This window comes from Chryseobacterium sp. OSA05B, assembly GCF_019970065.1.
Lineage (GTDB): Bacteria > Bacteroidota > Bacteroidia > Flavobacteriales > Weeksellaceae > Chryseobacterium.
Genome location: NZ_JAHXYH010000004.1, coordinates 301563 through 315990, shown reverse-complemented (window position 1 = coordinate 315990; position 14428 = coordinate 301563). Strand labels below are relative to the sequence as shown.

At 39.9% G+C, this 14428-nt stretch carries 13 protein-coding genes; 4 read left to right on the top strand and 9 right to left on the bottom strand.

From position 1 onward, the window contains the following. Positions 1 to 40 precede the first annotated feature (40 nt). From LC419_RS17180 to hflX, 9 genes are all read right to left on the bottom strand, one after another. Entirely contained in the window at positions 41 to 1111 is a 1071-nt protein-coding gene (locus tag LC419_RS17180) for a calcium:proton antiporter (RefSeq protein ID WP_223608517.1), read from the bottom strand. Positions 1112 to 1524: 413 nt separating this feature from the next. Beyond that, on the bottom strand, positions 1525 to 1863 hold the full coding sequence (locus LC419_RS17175) for a DUF6122 family protein (protein ID WP_223608516.1): 339 nt from the start codon (positions 1861 to 1863) through the stop codon (positions 1525 to 1527). A 32-nt stretch (positions 1864 to 1895) separates the two neighbouring features. Then, on the bottom strand, positions 1896 to 3134 hold the full coding sequence (locus LC419_RS17170; protein WP_223608515.1) for a hypothetical protein: 1239 nt from the start codon (positions 3132 to 3134) through the stop codon (positions 1896 to 1898). Next, positions 3135 to 5159, bottom strand: coding sequence for a hypothetical protein (locus LC419_RS17165; RefSeq protein WP_223608514.1), 2025 nt, complete (start codon positions 5157 to 5159; stop codon positions 3135 to 3137). A 16-nt stretch (positions 5160 to 5175) separates the two neighbouring features. Beyond that, positions 5176 to 5844 (bottom strand): hypothetical protein, encoded by a 669-nt coding sequence (locus LC419_RS17160; protein ID WP_223608513.1) that lies wholly within the window; start codon positions 5842 to 5844, stop codon positions 5176 to 5178. A gap of 85 nt (positions 5845 to 5929) precedes the next feature. Beyond that, a complete protein-coding gene (locus LC419_RS17155) occupies positions 5930 to 6649 on the bottom strand; it encodes a DNA alkylation repair protein (protein WP_223608512.1) in 720 nt (239 codons plus the stop codon). Positions 6650 to 6709: 60 nt separating this feature from the next. Then, complete coding sequence (locus LC419_RS17150; RefSeq protein ID WP_223608511.1) at positions 6710 to 7996, bottom strand: sodium:proton antiporter; 1287 nt, start codon at positions 7994 to 7996, stop codon at positions 6710 to 6712. A gap of 21 nt (positions 7997 to 8017) precedes the next feature. Further along, positions 8018 to 8647: a DUF4919 domain-containing protein gene (locus LC419_RS17145; RefSeq protein WP_223608510.1), complete on the bottom strand. Its 630-nt coding sequence runs from the start codon at positions 8645 to 8647 to the stop codon at positions 8018 to 8020. Then, positions 8647 to 9873: a GTPase HflX gene (gene hflX / locus LC419_RS17140; RefSeq protein ID WP_223608509.1), complete on the bottom strand. Its 1227-nt coding sequence runs from the start codon at positions 9871 to 9873 to the stop codon at positions 8647 to 8649. Before hflX ends, LC419_RS17145 begins: the two co-directional genes overlap by 1 nt. Positions 9874 to 10077: 204 nt before the next feature. Between hflX and LC419_RS17135 the strand changes: the two genes are divergently transcribed. The 4 genes from LC419_RS17135 (at position 10078) to LC419_RS17120 (ending at position 14402) form a co-directional block, all read left to right on the top strand. Beyond that, positions 10078 to 10785, top strand: coding sequence for a LytTR family DNA-binding domain-containing protein (locus LC419_RS17135; RefSeq protein WP_223608508.1), 708 nt, complete (start codon positions 10078 to 10080; stop codon positions 10783 to 10785). Between the two features lie 160 nt (positions 10786 to 10945). Then, on the top strand, positions 10946 to 11428 hold the full coding sequence (locus tag LC419_RS17130) for a T9SS type A sorting domain-containing protein (RefSeq protein WP_223608507.1): 483 nt from the start codon (positions 10946 to 10948) through the stop codon (positions 11426 to 11428). Between the two features lie 4 nt (positions 11429 to 11432). Then, positions 11433 to 13982 (top strand): collagen-like protein, encoded by a 2550-nt coding sequence (locus LC419_RS17125; protein ID WP_223608506.1) that lies wholly within the window; start codon positions 11433 to 11435, stop codon positions 13980 to 13982. 6 nt (positions 13983 to 13988) lie between these two features. Continuing rightward, positions 13989 to 14402 carry a hypothetical protein gene (locus LC419_RS17120; RefSeq protein ID WP_223608505.1) on the top strand — a complete coding sequence of 138 codons (414 nt, stop codon included), beginning with the start codon at positions 13989 to 13991 and terminating at the stop codon, positions 14400 to 14402. The last annotated feature ends 26 nt before the right edge of the window (positions 14403 to 14428 follow it).

The following is a 14428-nucleotide window of genomic DNA, read 5'->3' as shown; positions in this document are numbered from 1 at the left end:
TGACTTTTCTAACTTCTACCCTCTAATTCCTAACCTCTAATTATGGAACGATGACCGTAAAGATGTAAGCGGCAAGATTCACTAATAAGACCGTTCCGTACAGGACATTCGTTTTTCCGCGGCTTAAAGAAAGCATCACAATAAATACGGATAGAGAAAGCAGGATAATATCTTTTTTATCCAGTCCCAATACCAAAGGAATATCATACATGATGCAAACGGTAGACACTGCAGGAATCGTCAGCCCAATACTCGCCAGTGCAGATCCCAACGCCAGATTTAAACTGGACTGTATCTGATTGCTTCTTGCCGCACGGATGGCTGCTACGCCTTCAGGAAGAAGTACTACGCCAGCAATAATAACCCCTACCAATGATTTTGGAGCGCCTATGCTCTGTACCATCCCTTCAATAGTTCCGGAAAGTCCTTTCGCCATCAATACAACAATGACAAGACATACCACCAGGAAACCAAAGCTGATCAACGTTTTGTTCAATGAAGGAATATAATGCTCTTCCGGATGTTCATCAGGAACGATAAAGTAGCTTCTGTGGCGCACCGTCTGTACCATCAGGAAAACTCCGTAGATCACGAGACAGGCAATGGAAATAAATATAAGTTGAGCTTCGTTATAGAAAGGTCCGTTGACACTTGAAGTAAAATTAGGAAGAACAAGGGTAAGTACGAGAATAGAAACAATACTTACCAGATAAGTGGTTGCGGAAGTTCTTGCAAAGAACTGTTCGTGGTATTTCACACCTCCTACGAGGATACAGATCCCCAGAATTCCGTTAAGAATAATCATGACGGCAGCAAAAACGGTATCTCTGGCCAGCGTGATTGCCTGATCTCCACCGGCCACCATGAGCGAGATGATAAGCGCGACTTCAATAATGGTGATACAAAGGGCAAGGATAATGGTTCCGAACGGCTCTCCTACTTTATGAGCCACTACTTCTGCGTGATGCACTGCAGATAAAACACTTCCGGTGAGCAGAAGTCCAGCAATAATGTCATTGATAACTCCACCGCCCATCAGGCCCGAAAAATAGTACCCCACCGCCAGAACAGGGAAAATATACGTATAATGTAAAAGTTCTTTTAATCTCATAAAGTGTCTACAAAATACAAAAAATCTATCAAATTTGAAATACCAAAAGAAAATATTAATGATATTTTAATGTCGCAAAGCAGGAACTCAGAAGCTTGAAGAGGGAAGTTATTGAAATTATCAACAACAAATACGAACTACTTTTATGCTTTTAAATTCTACTTTAAACTGTTCATATATTTTAACGCAATGCTCGCAAGCTCTATTGATCCTGTTATTTTTTCGGTCGCAAAGGCACTCCGTTAAGCAAAGGCTGATTGCTGTTTTTGCTGAGTAAAACGCCTTTGCGAACAATTTTTTCCAAGTTTAATTAAAAATACTTTGCGATCATAGCGTTTAAAGTTATTCAAAATCAAATTTTGTGAGAACCTTTAAAAATTAATTCCCAACAATAGCTCCCATCTTCCTTACTTCTAATGCATCCACAGGTTAAAATCCAGAAAATCCGTCAGCATATGAAACAGAAGACCAATAGCAATAATTCTGATATTTCCTTTGAAAAACAGCAGCAAAAAATACACCGCAATGGCATAATAGGAATGTAAAATATGAAAACCTATACTATTTCTTGACGGATCAAAAACAGGATTGGCAAAAAGATGGTCCAGATCCACCAGCATAGTAGCCAGCATAATGCAGTACGCCTTTTTCCAGTTTTTACGAAAAAAGACCAGCGCAATGAAAACCGGAAAAACCAGATGTAGAAAATAATGGGTAACCGTTTTCAGCAGTGCAATGTCAGATGGATTCATGAATACTTTTTATGTTTAAAACTGAAGAATTTCTACCATCTTAAAATTAAAGGCAGTTTTCCTTTCTTCGCTTTGATCTTCAGCCAATAGTTCTGTGCTTTATTTCCGTAGAATATATACTCAAAGTCAGAAAGCACTTCCTTTTCCTTAGGCGTTAAAGTACTCACTGAAGAGAGCAGCAACGGACTGTTTCTGATGAAGATATAGTTTTCTTTAAGTTTCGGGGATAATGTTATCGGTTTTCTGGTAGACTTTATAGTAAGCCCGCTATCATTTCTTCCGATATGATTGGGCTGAAATGGAATGGCTGTGAATTGGTCCTGAGCGTTAATCCATTTTTTATGCTGAAAATAGTTCCAGCTCTTTTCGGGAGCCGGACTTTGAAGATCCATCACATAATTGGGCTGAATAATTTTCTGAAAGGTCTTTTTCTCGACTTCATTAAAATTATCATCATATTCATAGCTGATGATGGTATCATTTACCTGTTCAATATCGGCAGTAGCTTTAAGATAATTGATTTGGGCAGAATCTGTGAGGTTTTTATCGAAAAATCGGGCGTAATTTTTCACATTTTGAGCATCCAGTTCAACATCTAAAAAGTAATTATTCTTCTGAATGCCTGCTACAAGAGATGTTAAAGTTCCTGTCTCTGATGTATTGAATATCTCAATTTCATCTGCCTTTAATTCAATAGAAAAATTCAGAATTTTTTGTCCTGAAATGAATGAAATACTTCCTACACCATGATCAATCAACTGATCTGCTGTCAGCGTATTTTTTTCTGAAGACTGAAAAAGCAGCTTATTAATATGTTCAAAAGCCTGTTCAGATGTTCCTATCAATGCGTTGTCACCTTGTATTTTAATGAAAACCTGATCCGTACGGAAGAGGTCTTTTCCTTTGCTGATAAACTGACGGCTCTTTAAAAAAGCTTTGAATTGTTGCGGGTCTTTGAGTTCAACCACGCTGTACCATTCTGAAAATTTGGTGTCTTTAAGGTGGAAAATCTGTAAAAAATCCGGAATCCTGATCCCTGAATCTTTCAAAGAAATCTCCTTTTTATCCTTTGTTTTGCTTCCCGACCATTTTGAAGGATGGACGATAAAGCTTGAAATATACTGTCCCGTTAATTTTTTCACATCAATTAAAACGACTGCATCTGCATTCTTAGGGACAAATTTTAATGTTTTGTCTTTATAAAAACACACAAAATAGAGCGCAATTGCGAGTACAAGAATTAACGGGACAATAAGTTTCTTTTTATTCATCTATAATATTTGAGGCTTTTTGTCTGCTTCTTTAATTTTATAAATCTCATCAAACAGATCAAAGAAATACATCAGGCTGTTTTCTGACGAATTTTTAATCTTATAATCCATTTCTGTTTCAATGCTTTCTCCTTTTACTTCAGTCTTAAAATACATTTCACCCACATTTTTTCTGAACAGATCCAACGTCTTTCTTTCGGAAGGGGTTTTAAATTCTTTCTCCAAACCGGTTACCAGTCTCTGAATATCCAGTCTTCCTGATAATGGATATTTAGAAGAATCTTTGGCCCACTGCTTAGAAATATCAGACTGACTTTGAGGATTGACATTCTCTGTAGCACTCGTCAGATAAACGATACCATCTTTTACCGTCATATACAGATGATCCATATATCCGTCTCCTTTTTCATCCTTGAAAGCGTAAAAGTTCCCAATTCTTGAGAATTTCTTAGACAAATGTTTATTGGTAGCCATTACATTGAAAACACGGTTCCAGTAGCCTTCATTCTCTGTGGCAAAAGCAAACGTAAAATTAGGAACAGCTACATCTTTGGTTTTCTTCACTTCCTTTTCATTGTAATCTTCATCATATTCGTAGTCTGTGTAGTCTACTTTTTTAGATTTCAATTCATTCAGAACAAAGATTCCGTTTCCTGGGGCTATTTTGGTGATGGCTTCTTCATCCAGAACAATTTTCATGGTTTCCATCATCAGCTCCATTTCCTTTTTGTATTCCCCGTCTCCGGTGTCCTGAAGCAGATCATACATCATATCAAAAGATTTTGCGCCATTCACATTCATCACGTAGTACCCGATGCTTTTGTCATTGATAAGTTCCACCAGTTTTTTATTTTTCTTACCCCTGTAAACAGACGAAATGGTTTTCTGGATCCCCGGATTTTTATGCTGATAGTTGTTCACCAGCTTCACTTTGTCTTTATCAAAATATAAGTTGTAGTACGAGTTGGAATCGTATGCATTTCTGAAAAACTGTCCGAATTCAAAACGCTTCATCATTTTCCCGTAGATTCCGTCATTCATCATTCTTCCGTAATCTGTGTAGACATACGCATCCGAGTTAGGGTCTCTGAAGCTCAGCATCGCCTTTGGAACTTCAAGTTCTAAATTGGAACTGAAATACAGGTCGAAACGGTCTTCTGCAATTTTCTTTACTATTTTGAAATTCTCAATATTCATGGAGTCCAGTTCTTTCTGGTACGCAGAATCTATTGCAGGCTCAGTATATTCCTCCTCTTTCGGATAAACATCCGGTTCACCTTCAGAATGCTGGGTATCTACGTTTTCCTTCGGATATTTATGATTCTTTTCCAGGTACTTGATGTCTTTCTGAATTCTGGTGATCTCTTTATTATTTTCTTTGATGTTATCTTTTAAATATTTGATCTCCTCTTTCAGATTGATGATTTCTTCCTTATAATCGAAAGGTTTTTCGGGTTCTCCTACATACACACTGTCCACAGCGACAGCAGCACTGTCTGCAACGGCTACAGCACTATCCACTTCAGCATCAGCCCAGATATTTTTATAAGGCTTGGTATAGTTCACCATACTCAAAACAGCACGGTCATTGCTCCAGGCCACAAAAATATTGTCATCTATGTCTACATAAGAATAATTCTTTTTCTTAGAAATTTCCAGTCCTTTTTTCTTGGTTGAATGGATGAATTCCTGAAACTTCTCTTTGTTGTCTACAATAAAATGAGTCGTGTAGGTTTGTATGGAGTCATTGAAACTGGCATAATGATACTGCGTGGCATCATATTTAATTCCCGTTTTGGAATAGTCATTCCACGAGGTCTTTTCTTTGTCCTTATCTTTCTTGCTCAGTTCATGCAATAGCGGATTAAGTTTCTGCCAATTGATTTTCTGATTAAGCTGCTTTCCGTTGATTTCCATATAAAATACGGCATCAATGGGAAGTTTCATGCTTTTCTGTGCGAAAACAAGCATAAAACCAAAAAGAGCGAAAGTAATTATTTGTGTTTTTTGTACTATAGATTTCATGGTTGAATGTTAGAATTTATTGAAATAATATCGTGTTTTGTAATTGTTTCTTTTGAAAAATAAGGTCTAAAATATCCGCTTCCAGCTTGACTGCTTTTTTGTTCGGAGCCAGTACGTAAGAAGAATTGGTTTGAGATTTCACCGTGTTTTCAAACTGCATGATAGACGTGTATTTGGCATCATTAAAGACTTCCCTGTCTGCCTTGCCCATCTTGTCGTAATCTGCTTTGAAGGTGTTCACCTTGTTTCTGGTCAATGATTTTTTCTCAAGGCTCTGGCTGTAAATCTGGGTAGGAATCATTTTACCGAGGATCTTTTTAGCTTTCAGCTGCTCCAGTCCGGCATTGATATTTTCAATTTTTTTGAAATTACAGCTTAATTTGATCACGTAATTATCGAAATCCATGGAGGTTTTCACATTGCTGATTCCCGGCGTTCCTTTAAAAATTTTAGCTGCTTCATTGATTTTATTCTCAATTTCAGACTTTTTTGGAACTTTTTTCCCGTTAATCGTTTCCATTTTAGAGATGGAAGCCAGCCTTGTTTTGCTTTTACTGGCATTCAGAATGATGGAATATTCCCCGGTTCCATCGGCTTTGACATTCACTTTATCTAAAATATCAAAACAGCTGCTCAGCAATAATAAAGGCAGAAGCAGCGCCAACAGCTTCAGAAAATTTTTCATAATTGAGTTTTAAAACACAAAACTACTTAATTCCGTTTGAAAATACTTTATAGACTCTGTTATTTCACTGAAAACAACCATTTTTTTAAATCCTTCCTTTCAAATAATCCTGTCTTACCTGTTCATCAAGTTTTTCAATGGCGTATCTCAGGCAGGTTCTGGGCATTTCCTGATAGTGTTTGTTTAAAAAAGCAATCAGCTCAGCTTCATTTTTCTCGCCCATTTCACGAAGCAGCCATCCGTTGGCTTTATGCATCAGATCATGCGGATGTTTCAGATTTTTGGTCACGAATTCTTTCGTCAGTTCAAAAGATCCTTTTTTCACGTAATGCATTGTGCCTACTACAGCGATTCTCTTATGCCACATTTCCTCAGAATCCGAAAGGTTTCTCAATAGTTCTTCCTTTCCATTTTCAAAGGCGTATCGTCCCAGGATTTTATAACAGCTTGAATCTACCAGATCCCAGTTATTAACATACGGAAGATGATCCAGATAAAACTGAATGATTTCTTCTTTTAGAGCTTTATCTTTTGCTTTTTCAAACTTGGAGATCAGCATAAAAAGCGCGGTGAGTCTGTGTTCGTGGTATTTTGAAGACAATATAACACTTAAGTCTTCTAAGTCTATTTTGGAATAATATGCTTTGGCTACAGATCTCTGATCCGGGACAGTTACGCCCAGAAACAGATCTCCCTCGCCATATTCTCCTTTTCCTGTTTTGAAAAACCTTGGAAAGAATTCAGCTTTTTCAGGAATGGAAAGGACGGCCAGAGCTTCCTGTATTTCTTTGATGATATTGCCCATACGATGCAACCTGGTGGGGTGGAATTAATTAAATTTTAAACAAATATAAATAATCTTCCATTACGCATGGTCATCCAAAGCAACGGTCTCCTGCGCTTCCTCTTCTTTTGCAATCGCTTTCGGATTGGCCACTTTAGCAATGGTAAGTCCCTGAACAATAATGGAGAACACCACAACACAGTACGTGATACTCAAGATAATTTCGCTGTATTCACTTTTTGGAATAGACATGGCCAAGGCAATTGAAACTCCACCGCGGATTCCTCCCCAAACCAGAACTTTAATGGTCTGCGGACTAAATCTCGTTCGTAAAGACATGAATCTTGTAGGTACCCAGATTGAAACCAAACGGGCTATCAGAACTACCGCAATGGCCAACAGACCCGGAACCATAAAGTGCTTTAAGTCTTTGATCATCAATAGTTCAAACCCAATGAACAGGAATAAAACGGCATTCAGAATTTCATCTATCAGTTCCCAGAATTTGATGAGATAATCCTGCGTGACAGACTTCATTTTAAATCTGACATTAAAATTACCCATAAATAAACCTGCGGCAACCATCGTCAACGGTCCGGAAATATGCATCTGTCTGGCGATAAGATAACCTCCCATCACCACAGAAAGCGTTACCAGAACGGAAATTATATAATCATCCACTTCACGCATCAGTCTGGAAGTAATCCAACCCAATACGACACCGAGAAGAATACCGCCACCGGCTTCTTTCATCAGGAGTAAACCTATGCTTTCAACCCCAAGATCCACTTCTTTTCCAATGGCCAGCTGCAACACTACAGTAAATACCACTACGGCCATACCATCGTTAAATAGAGATTCTCCAGCTACTTTCGTCTCCAGTGATTTGGATACATTGGCCTGTTTCAGAATACTTAAAACTGCAACCGGATCGGTAGGCGAAATAAGTGCTCCAAAGACCAGACAGTAAATAAATGGTAGCTGAATTCCTAAAAACGGCAGCAGATAAAACATCCCAAATCCTACCACAAATGTGGAAATAACCACTCCTGCTGTAGAAAATATAAGGACCGGCCGGAACTGCTCCTTAAGATCGTTGATATTGATATGGATTCCTCCTGCAAAGAGCAGGAAATTAAGCATAGCACCCATCAGAACTTCTGTGAAGTCAATACTATTCATTAAATTATTAAGATGCCCGAAAGTACGTGGAAGCACGGCTTCTCCAAACATCACCAGAAAAATGGAAACAACAATGGCAATCACCATAATCCCGATGGTACTGGGAAGTTTCAGAAATCTGTAATTGAGATAGGCAAAAATCGATGCTAATACTATTAAGGCTGAAAATGAATAATATAACTCCACTAAGTGTCTTTTTTAATTAATTTATAGGTCTAAATAAAGTATTTTAATAAATAACTGATGTCCGTCTTTTTCCCAGATATCAAACATCCCTTCCTTGGTTGGCTTTGATCCTCTCACATACTCTTTTCCAATATTCAGGATATTCAGGAGGATGTATTCGTCTCCTACGGAATTCACCAGATACGCGGTTTTTTCAGAAGTTCCGTCTCCCGAATTTTTTATGCTTTCCGTCAGTGAACGGAACTGGTTCAGGTGATGAATGAAATTGCTCCCGTCTTTCTTTGAATCATAAGCCCTGAGAAGGACAAGAAGGACATCCAGGTTCGTAGGATCTTTATCATAGAGGATTTTTCCCTGTTTGATGCATTCGTCAAAATTGCTTTCTTTAAAAGCATCTGCAAGGCTTTTGAACTGCTCATCAGATGTCGAAACTTTATCATCCCTGAAGTTTCTGCCGTAGTACAGGTACTGGGCTTCAATGCTGTCCAGGGATTTTGGGTATCCTTTGTATTTAAAAATCAGTTTCTCGTAATTGTAGGGAGAATCTTTCTTTTTAAGGCTTTTTTCAATGTCTTTCAAATCAACTTTTGATTTCTGGCTGAACCCAAAAACCGAAAATAAAACGAATAACAGGAAAAAGTGACATTTCATTAATCGTTGTTTTCTTCTACCTCGTCGTTGTCGAAATATTCGAAAAGAAAATCATTGTATGGGAATCTTGAGATATGAATCTTCATCACTTCATCGTAGATCATTTTCTTCATTTCCGGGAAATTCTCTTTCGTCAGAGCCGAGATGAAAACCGTAGGATATTTAGATTTACCCATCCATGTTTTGGTCCATTCCTCTAAAGAAATATTCTTTTTGGTGGACGGCGTAAGGTCATCCTCATCTTTTTTATCGTAGCTGAAATCATCGATTTTATTGAATACCATGATCATCGGTTTCTGATGAGCATTGATCTCCATTAAAATATTATTCACAGATTCTACCTGATCTTCAAAGCTTTCATGGGAAATATCCACCACGTGAATAAGCAGATCCGCCTCGCGAACCTCATCCAAAGTGGATTTGAAAGATTCTACAAGCTGAGTCGGAAGTTTTCTGATAAATCCTACCGTATCCGTAAGCAGGAACGGTAAATTTCCGATCACCACTTTTCTCACCGTAGTATCCAGCGTTGCAAATAATTTATTCTCTGCAAAAACATCGGACTTGGAAAGTGCATTCATCAAAGTAGATTTTCCTACGTTGGTATAGCCCACCAAAGCAGCACGCACCACTTTTCCGCGGTTGTTACGCTGAGTGGCCATCTGTCTGTCGATGGTTTTCAGTTTTTCCTTTAACAGGGAAATTCTGTCACGAATGATACGACGGTCAGTTTCAATCTCGGTTTCTCCCGGACCTCTCATCCCGATTCCCCCTTTCTGACGCTCCAAGTGAGTCCACATTCTGGTCAGACGTGGTAAAAGATATTGATATTGGGCCAGTTCTACCTGAGTTCTCGCATAGGAAGTCTGTGCTCTCTGTGCAAAAATATCGAGGATCAGATTGGTTCTGTCGAGAATTTTTACTTCTATTTCCCTTTCAAGGTTTTTCAGCTGGGAAGGAGATAATTCGTCATCAAAAATAACTGTTCCGATCTCGTTTTCCTTTACATACTCTTTTATTTCCTGTGCTTTTCCGCTTCCGATAAAGGTTTTGGAATCCGGCTGGGTTAATTTTTGTGTAAATCGTTTATGGACCGTTGCACCTGCTGTGAACGCCAAAAATTCCAATTCATCCATATATTCCGTAAGCTTGTCTTCATCCTGATTCTGGGTGACAACCCCTACCAAAATAGCCTTCTCGTAATTATGTTCTTTCTTATCTAGCATTAATTTCTGTCTATGTTTGTGATTTTCACAAGATACCAATTTTCAGGAAAAAAAACAAAATCAATTTTTAGTATTCCCCATATTTTAATGTTAATTTAAGTTTACAATAACTTTCTTTTGTAAAAAATTAATAACTTTATAAAGCTGATTTATAATTAATAAACATAAAAAATTATAAATCTTATAAAAACTAACACCCAAATCATGATTACGCGTATTAACTGTATGATCATTGATGATGATGAACTGGACAGACTGGTTCTTCAGCATCACATCAGACAATATGACAATATAGAAGTTATTGCGTCTTTTAATTCGGCGGAAAAGGCTGTTCCTTACCTGGAATTTCCTATAGATCTTCTGATCTGCGAAACCCGGCTCCCCGGCATGAGTGGTCTGGATTTCAGGAAACTGGCTTATAAAATCCCAGCCTGCATCTTTGTAAGTTCCCACGCAGAACTGGCCGCACAAGCTTTTGAAATTGATGTACTGGACTTCGTCACCAAACCTCTTAAACCGGAACGCTTCCACACCTCCATGCAGAAAGTCTTCAGTTTTTTTGAAATGAAGGAAAAATGTGACTGCTTCGATGCCCTTCTCGGTGAAAACTGTATTAAAATAAAAGAAGGCGGTCATGTTTCTCAGATCAAACTTACCGATATTCTTTACCTTGAAGCCCTAAAAGATTATACCCGCCTCGTCACTCACGATAAGAAACACTGCATCCTCGATTCTCTGGGAAATCTGCTCCATAAAAGCTTTTTCGACTCCTTTGTAAGGATACACCGCAGCTATGCCGTTCCCCGCCATTTCATCCGCGGAAAAAACAGCCATGAAATAGAACTGATCCATCAGATTAGGCTTCCTATAGGCAGAACCTACAAAGACAGCCTCTCTTTTCTCGATCCTTAATCCTTGAATACCAACATTTTTGCAACAAAGTGCCGTTGGTCGATTTTTTTTACCGTTAGTCTATTTTCCTCTTATCCGGTTGTGATATGTGGTAATTTAGTGTCTACAAATTTTCATTTGAAAACTTGGAAAACCAATTAATAACCACAAAACCATTTACATGAAAAGAACATCTATTCACTGCTTCTTTCTCATCCTGTTCTCCTTTGCCGTCAGTATATTACACGCTCAATCTGTGGTGCTGGCTACGGGAACAAATGCATCAGGAAGCAACGGCTCGGTTTCTTACAGTGTCGGCCAAACCACTTATCTGTACAAGGGAGTCAATTCCCAAATGACGGAAGGTGTACAACAGGCCTACGAAATCACTACACTCTCTGCCAGTGAAACCGTATCAAAGCAAGAAGGCATTTTACTCTATCCTAATCCTGTCAGAGATTATCTGTACATCGATTTTAATTCAGCTCCCTACAAAGGATCCGAATATCAATTGTTCGATGCTCAGGGCAAGCTGATCAAAAAGGTTATGATCTCACAGTCAAAATCCGAACTCGATTTTTCCTCTCTTCCTTCGGCAGTATACATTATCCGGATCAATCAGAGCGGGGAAAACCTAAAAACATTTAAAGTCATCAAAAAATAACGCCATGAAAAAAATATTACTCTCGCTGGGGATCATGCTGGGCCTCTTTATAGGACATGCCCAGGCTCCGGAAAAAATGAGCTACCAGGCTATCATGAGAAACGGATCCGGCCAGCTGCTGGTCAATCAAAATATCGCTGTTAAAGTAAGTGTGTTACAAGGCTCTCCAGCCGGAACACTGGTCTATTCGGAACGATTAACCGGACTTACCAATGCGAATGGACTTATCAGTATGGAAATAGGAACGGGAACTGTGCTTTCCGGAACATTTTCTACCATCAACTGGCCTTCAGGCAGCTATTATCTAAAAACTGAGACCGATCCGGCCGGTGGTACGAACTATACCATAGCAGGAACAAGCCAGCTATTAAGTGTACCTTATGCCATGTATGCCAAATCTGCAGGCGGAACCGGCGGAACCTTCGCCATACCTTACACCAATACCGTAAACAATGCTTCCACTCTATTCTCCCTCACCAATGACGGTGACGGAACTTCTGTGGAAGGGGTTAATAATACAACGACTTCCAGTATTGCCCCGGTACGCGGAATTGTAAACAGTACCGCACCGGGAGGATTCTCCAGTGCAGTAAGAGGGATCAATAACGGAACCGGAGGATTAGGAATAGGAATCTGGGGAAGCCAGGCAGGAAGCGGATGGGGCATCTATGGGGTCACTCCCACCGGCCTCGGAGTTTACGGGAATTCCTCGGGTGCAGGAACAGGAGTTTATGCGAATAGTAATACAGGAACAGGTCTTACTGCAACCAGTACCAATGGAATTGCAGCCAGTTTATCTATTTTCAACAATGCCAATAACAACAATGTCCTAAACGCGAATACCCTCGGAAACGGAACCGTCATCAACGTTTCCTCATCAGGAAGCGGTACAGGTGTTTTAAGTTCAACAGGAACCGGTTTCGCCGTACACGGAATTACCAGCGCACAGACTTCTGCAGGGATTATCGGAGATAATAACGGAGCCGGTGAAGCTGTCGTAGGCAGAACAACCAGTGATATTGCCGGAGCCGTAGTAGGAAGAAACGATGGTGGAGGTTACGGGGTAAGAGGTTTTATCTCTACAAATACTACCGGAACAGCTGTCGGGGTTTTAGGACAGGTAGGATTAAACAATAGTAAAGGACGTGCGGGACGTTTTGAAAACTTTAATGCGTCCAATGAACTCAATAATGTATTTGAGGTGGAAACGAACGGTAACGGAAATATTCCGGATAATACCCAGGGTAATGCTGCCTCTTTCCTGGTGGACAATACCAATAGCGTAGGCGCAGCGGTAAGAGGTGAAGTAAATACCATTTTCGGAAACTTCGGGGCCGCAGCTGTTTTTGGAGTTTCATCCGGAACAGGAGGGCGTGCAGGATTATTCTACGCCTCCAATCCTTCCGGAAACGGAGCCGCATTAATTTCTTTAACTGATGGTAACGGAAATGCCATCACCGCTAATGCCGGCAAAGACGGAAACGGTGTTGAAACCAATATCGACGGTGCAGGAAATGCCCTGTATGCATGGGTTCCTACTTTTGCAACAGGCCGGGCCGGAAAGTTCAATATATTTAATGATGCGAATACAAGCGATGTAATAACGGTGACCACTGTAGGTAACGGTACTGCCGGAAACTTTAAGGTTGACCGGGTAACAGGTACCTCTCCTGCTGTAAAAGGAGAAGTGAATTCACAGTTTGCCAACTTCGGTACTGCCGGGATCTACGGGATTTCTTCAGGAACCGGTGGTTTTGCCGGATTATTCCATGCCAGCAACCCGGCTGGAAACGGACCCGCATTAATAGCCATAGCAGAAGGTAACGGAAACGGAATCACAGCCAACGCCGCCAATACTGGTGATGGTGTAGAAGCTACGGTAGATGGAACAGGATCAGCAATTTATGGCTGGGTTCCTAATTTCGGGACTGGTAGAGCGGGACGTTTCACGAACTTCAATACGGCCAATACACAAACTGTTCTGGATGTTCGTAATGACGGAACGGGATCTGCTGCTGTAATAGATCACAGAGGAGCCTCCGGAAATATTCTAGTTATGAGGAATGTAGGGACTAATGTAGCCAGAATTAATAAATCAGGAATGGGATTCTTCAACGGAGGAACGCAAAACAGTGGAGCTGACGTTGCGGAAGCATTTGACGTGGAAGGTCTTACTTCAGACTATGAACCGGGAGATATTTTAATCATCTCAACGGATTCTGACCGTACCGTGGAGAAATCATCAAAACCCTATTCTACACTTGTTGCGGGAGTTTATGCAACCAAACCTGGCGTTCTTTTAACGGAAGAAAATATAGATTCTGAATTAATAGGAAAAGTTCCAATGGGAGTCATTGGGGTTATTCCTACGAAAGTATGTCTTGAAGGTGGAAAAATTAAGAGAGGAGATCTTTTGGTGACCTCTTCCCTGTCCGGAACCGCCATGAAAGCGAATCCTAAAAAGGTAAAAATAGGACAGGTAATCGGAAAAGCACTTCAGGATTATGACCAAAACTCGGTTGGTAAAATTAAAGTACTGGTAAACATTAAATAAACGATCATGAAATCACTATATATCATTGCATTTGCAGCATTAAGCATAGGTGTTTATGCTCAGGAAAATAAGAAAGCTGCCGAACCTGAAGATCAGGCCCAGGTTGTGAAACAGCTCAGAGAACGGGAAGCTCAATGGGCCAAAACGGCTCAGGAAAATGCTCCCAAAAAGCAGGCTGTAACGACTCTGGCTTCGGAACAGGGACTTGAAGTGAAGAAACAGGAGACAAAAGCTCAGACTTCTCCATCGAATAATTCAGGGAAATTACTTCCCAATACAGCAAGTCTCGCTGAAATTAAAGCTTCTATTCCCAACAGACAGGCATCTCATCCGATTTCTAACAACACAAATAAAAACGTGCAGGGCTTGCCTAATACGGCAACTCTGGAAGAAATAAAGAAAACAATCCCAAAAAACTGATAACCCAACCAGATTTCAAGCAGAAA

What these genes read in the sequence shown, in the direction of transcription:
- LC419_RS17180 (WP_223608517.1), bottom strand. Translation starts at nt 1,111, where the DNA reads ATGAGATTAAAAGAACTTTTACATTATACGTATATTTTCCCTGTTCTG.
- LC419_RS17175 (WP_223608516.1), bottom strand. Translation starts at nt 1,863, where the DNA reads ATGAATCCATCTGACATTGCACTGCTGAAAACGGTTACCCATTATTTT.
- LC419_RS17170 (WP_223608515.1), bottom strand. Translation starts at nt 3,134, where the DNA reads ATGAATAAAAAGAAACTTATTGTCCCGTTAATTCTTGTACTCGCAATT.
- LC419_RS17165 (WP_223608514.1), bottom strand. Translation starts at nt 5,159, where the DNA reads ATGAAATCTATAGTACAAAAAACACAAATAATTACTTTCGCTCTTTTT.
- LC419_RS17160 (WP_223608513.1), bottom strand. Translation starts at nt 5,844, where the DNA reads ATGAAAAATTTTCTGAAGCTGTTGGCGCTGCTTCTGCCTTTATTATTG.
- LC419_RS17155 (WP_223608512.1), bottom strand. Translation starts at nt 6,649, where the DNA reads ATGGGCAATATCATCAAAGAAATACAGGAAGCTCTGGCCGTCCTTTCC.
- LC419_RS17145 (WP_223608510.1), bottom strand. Translation starts at nt 8,647, where the DNA reads ATGAAATGTCACTTTTTCCTGTTATTCGTTTTATTTTCGGTTTTTGGG.
- hflX (WP_223608509.1), bottom strand. Translation starts at nt 9,873, where the DNA reads ATGCTAGATAAGAAAGAACATAATTACGAGAAGGCTATTTTGGTAGGG.
- LC419_RS17135 (WP_223608508.1), top strand. Translation starts at nt 10,078, where the DNA reads ATGATTACGCGTATTAACTGTATGATCATTGATGATGATGAACTGGAC.
- LC419_RS17130 (WP_223608507.1), top strand. Translation starts at nt 10,946, where the DNA reads ATGAAAAGAACATCTATTCACTGCTTCTTTCTCATCCTGTTCTCCTTT.
- LC419_RS17125 (WP_223608506.1), top strand. Translation starts at nt 11,433, where the DNA reads ATGAAAAAAATATTACTCTCGCTGGGGATCATGCTGGGCCTCTTTATA.
- LC419_RS17120 (WP_223608505.1), top strand. Translation starts at nt 13,989, where the DNA reads ATGAAATCACTATATATCATTGCATTTGCAGCATTAAGCATAGGTGTT.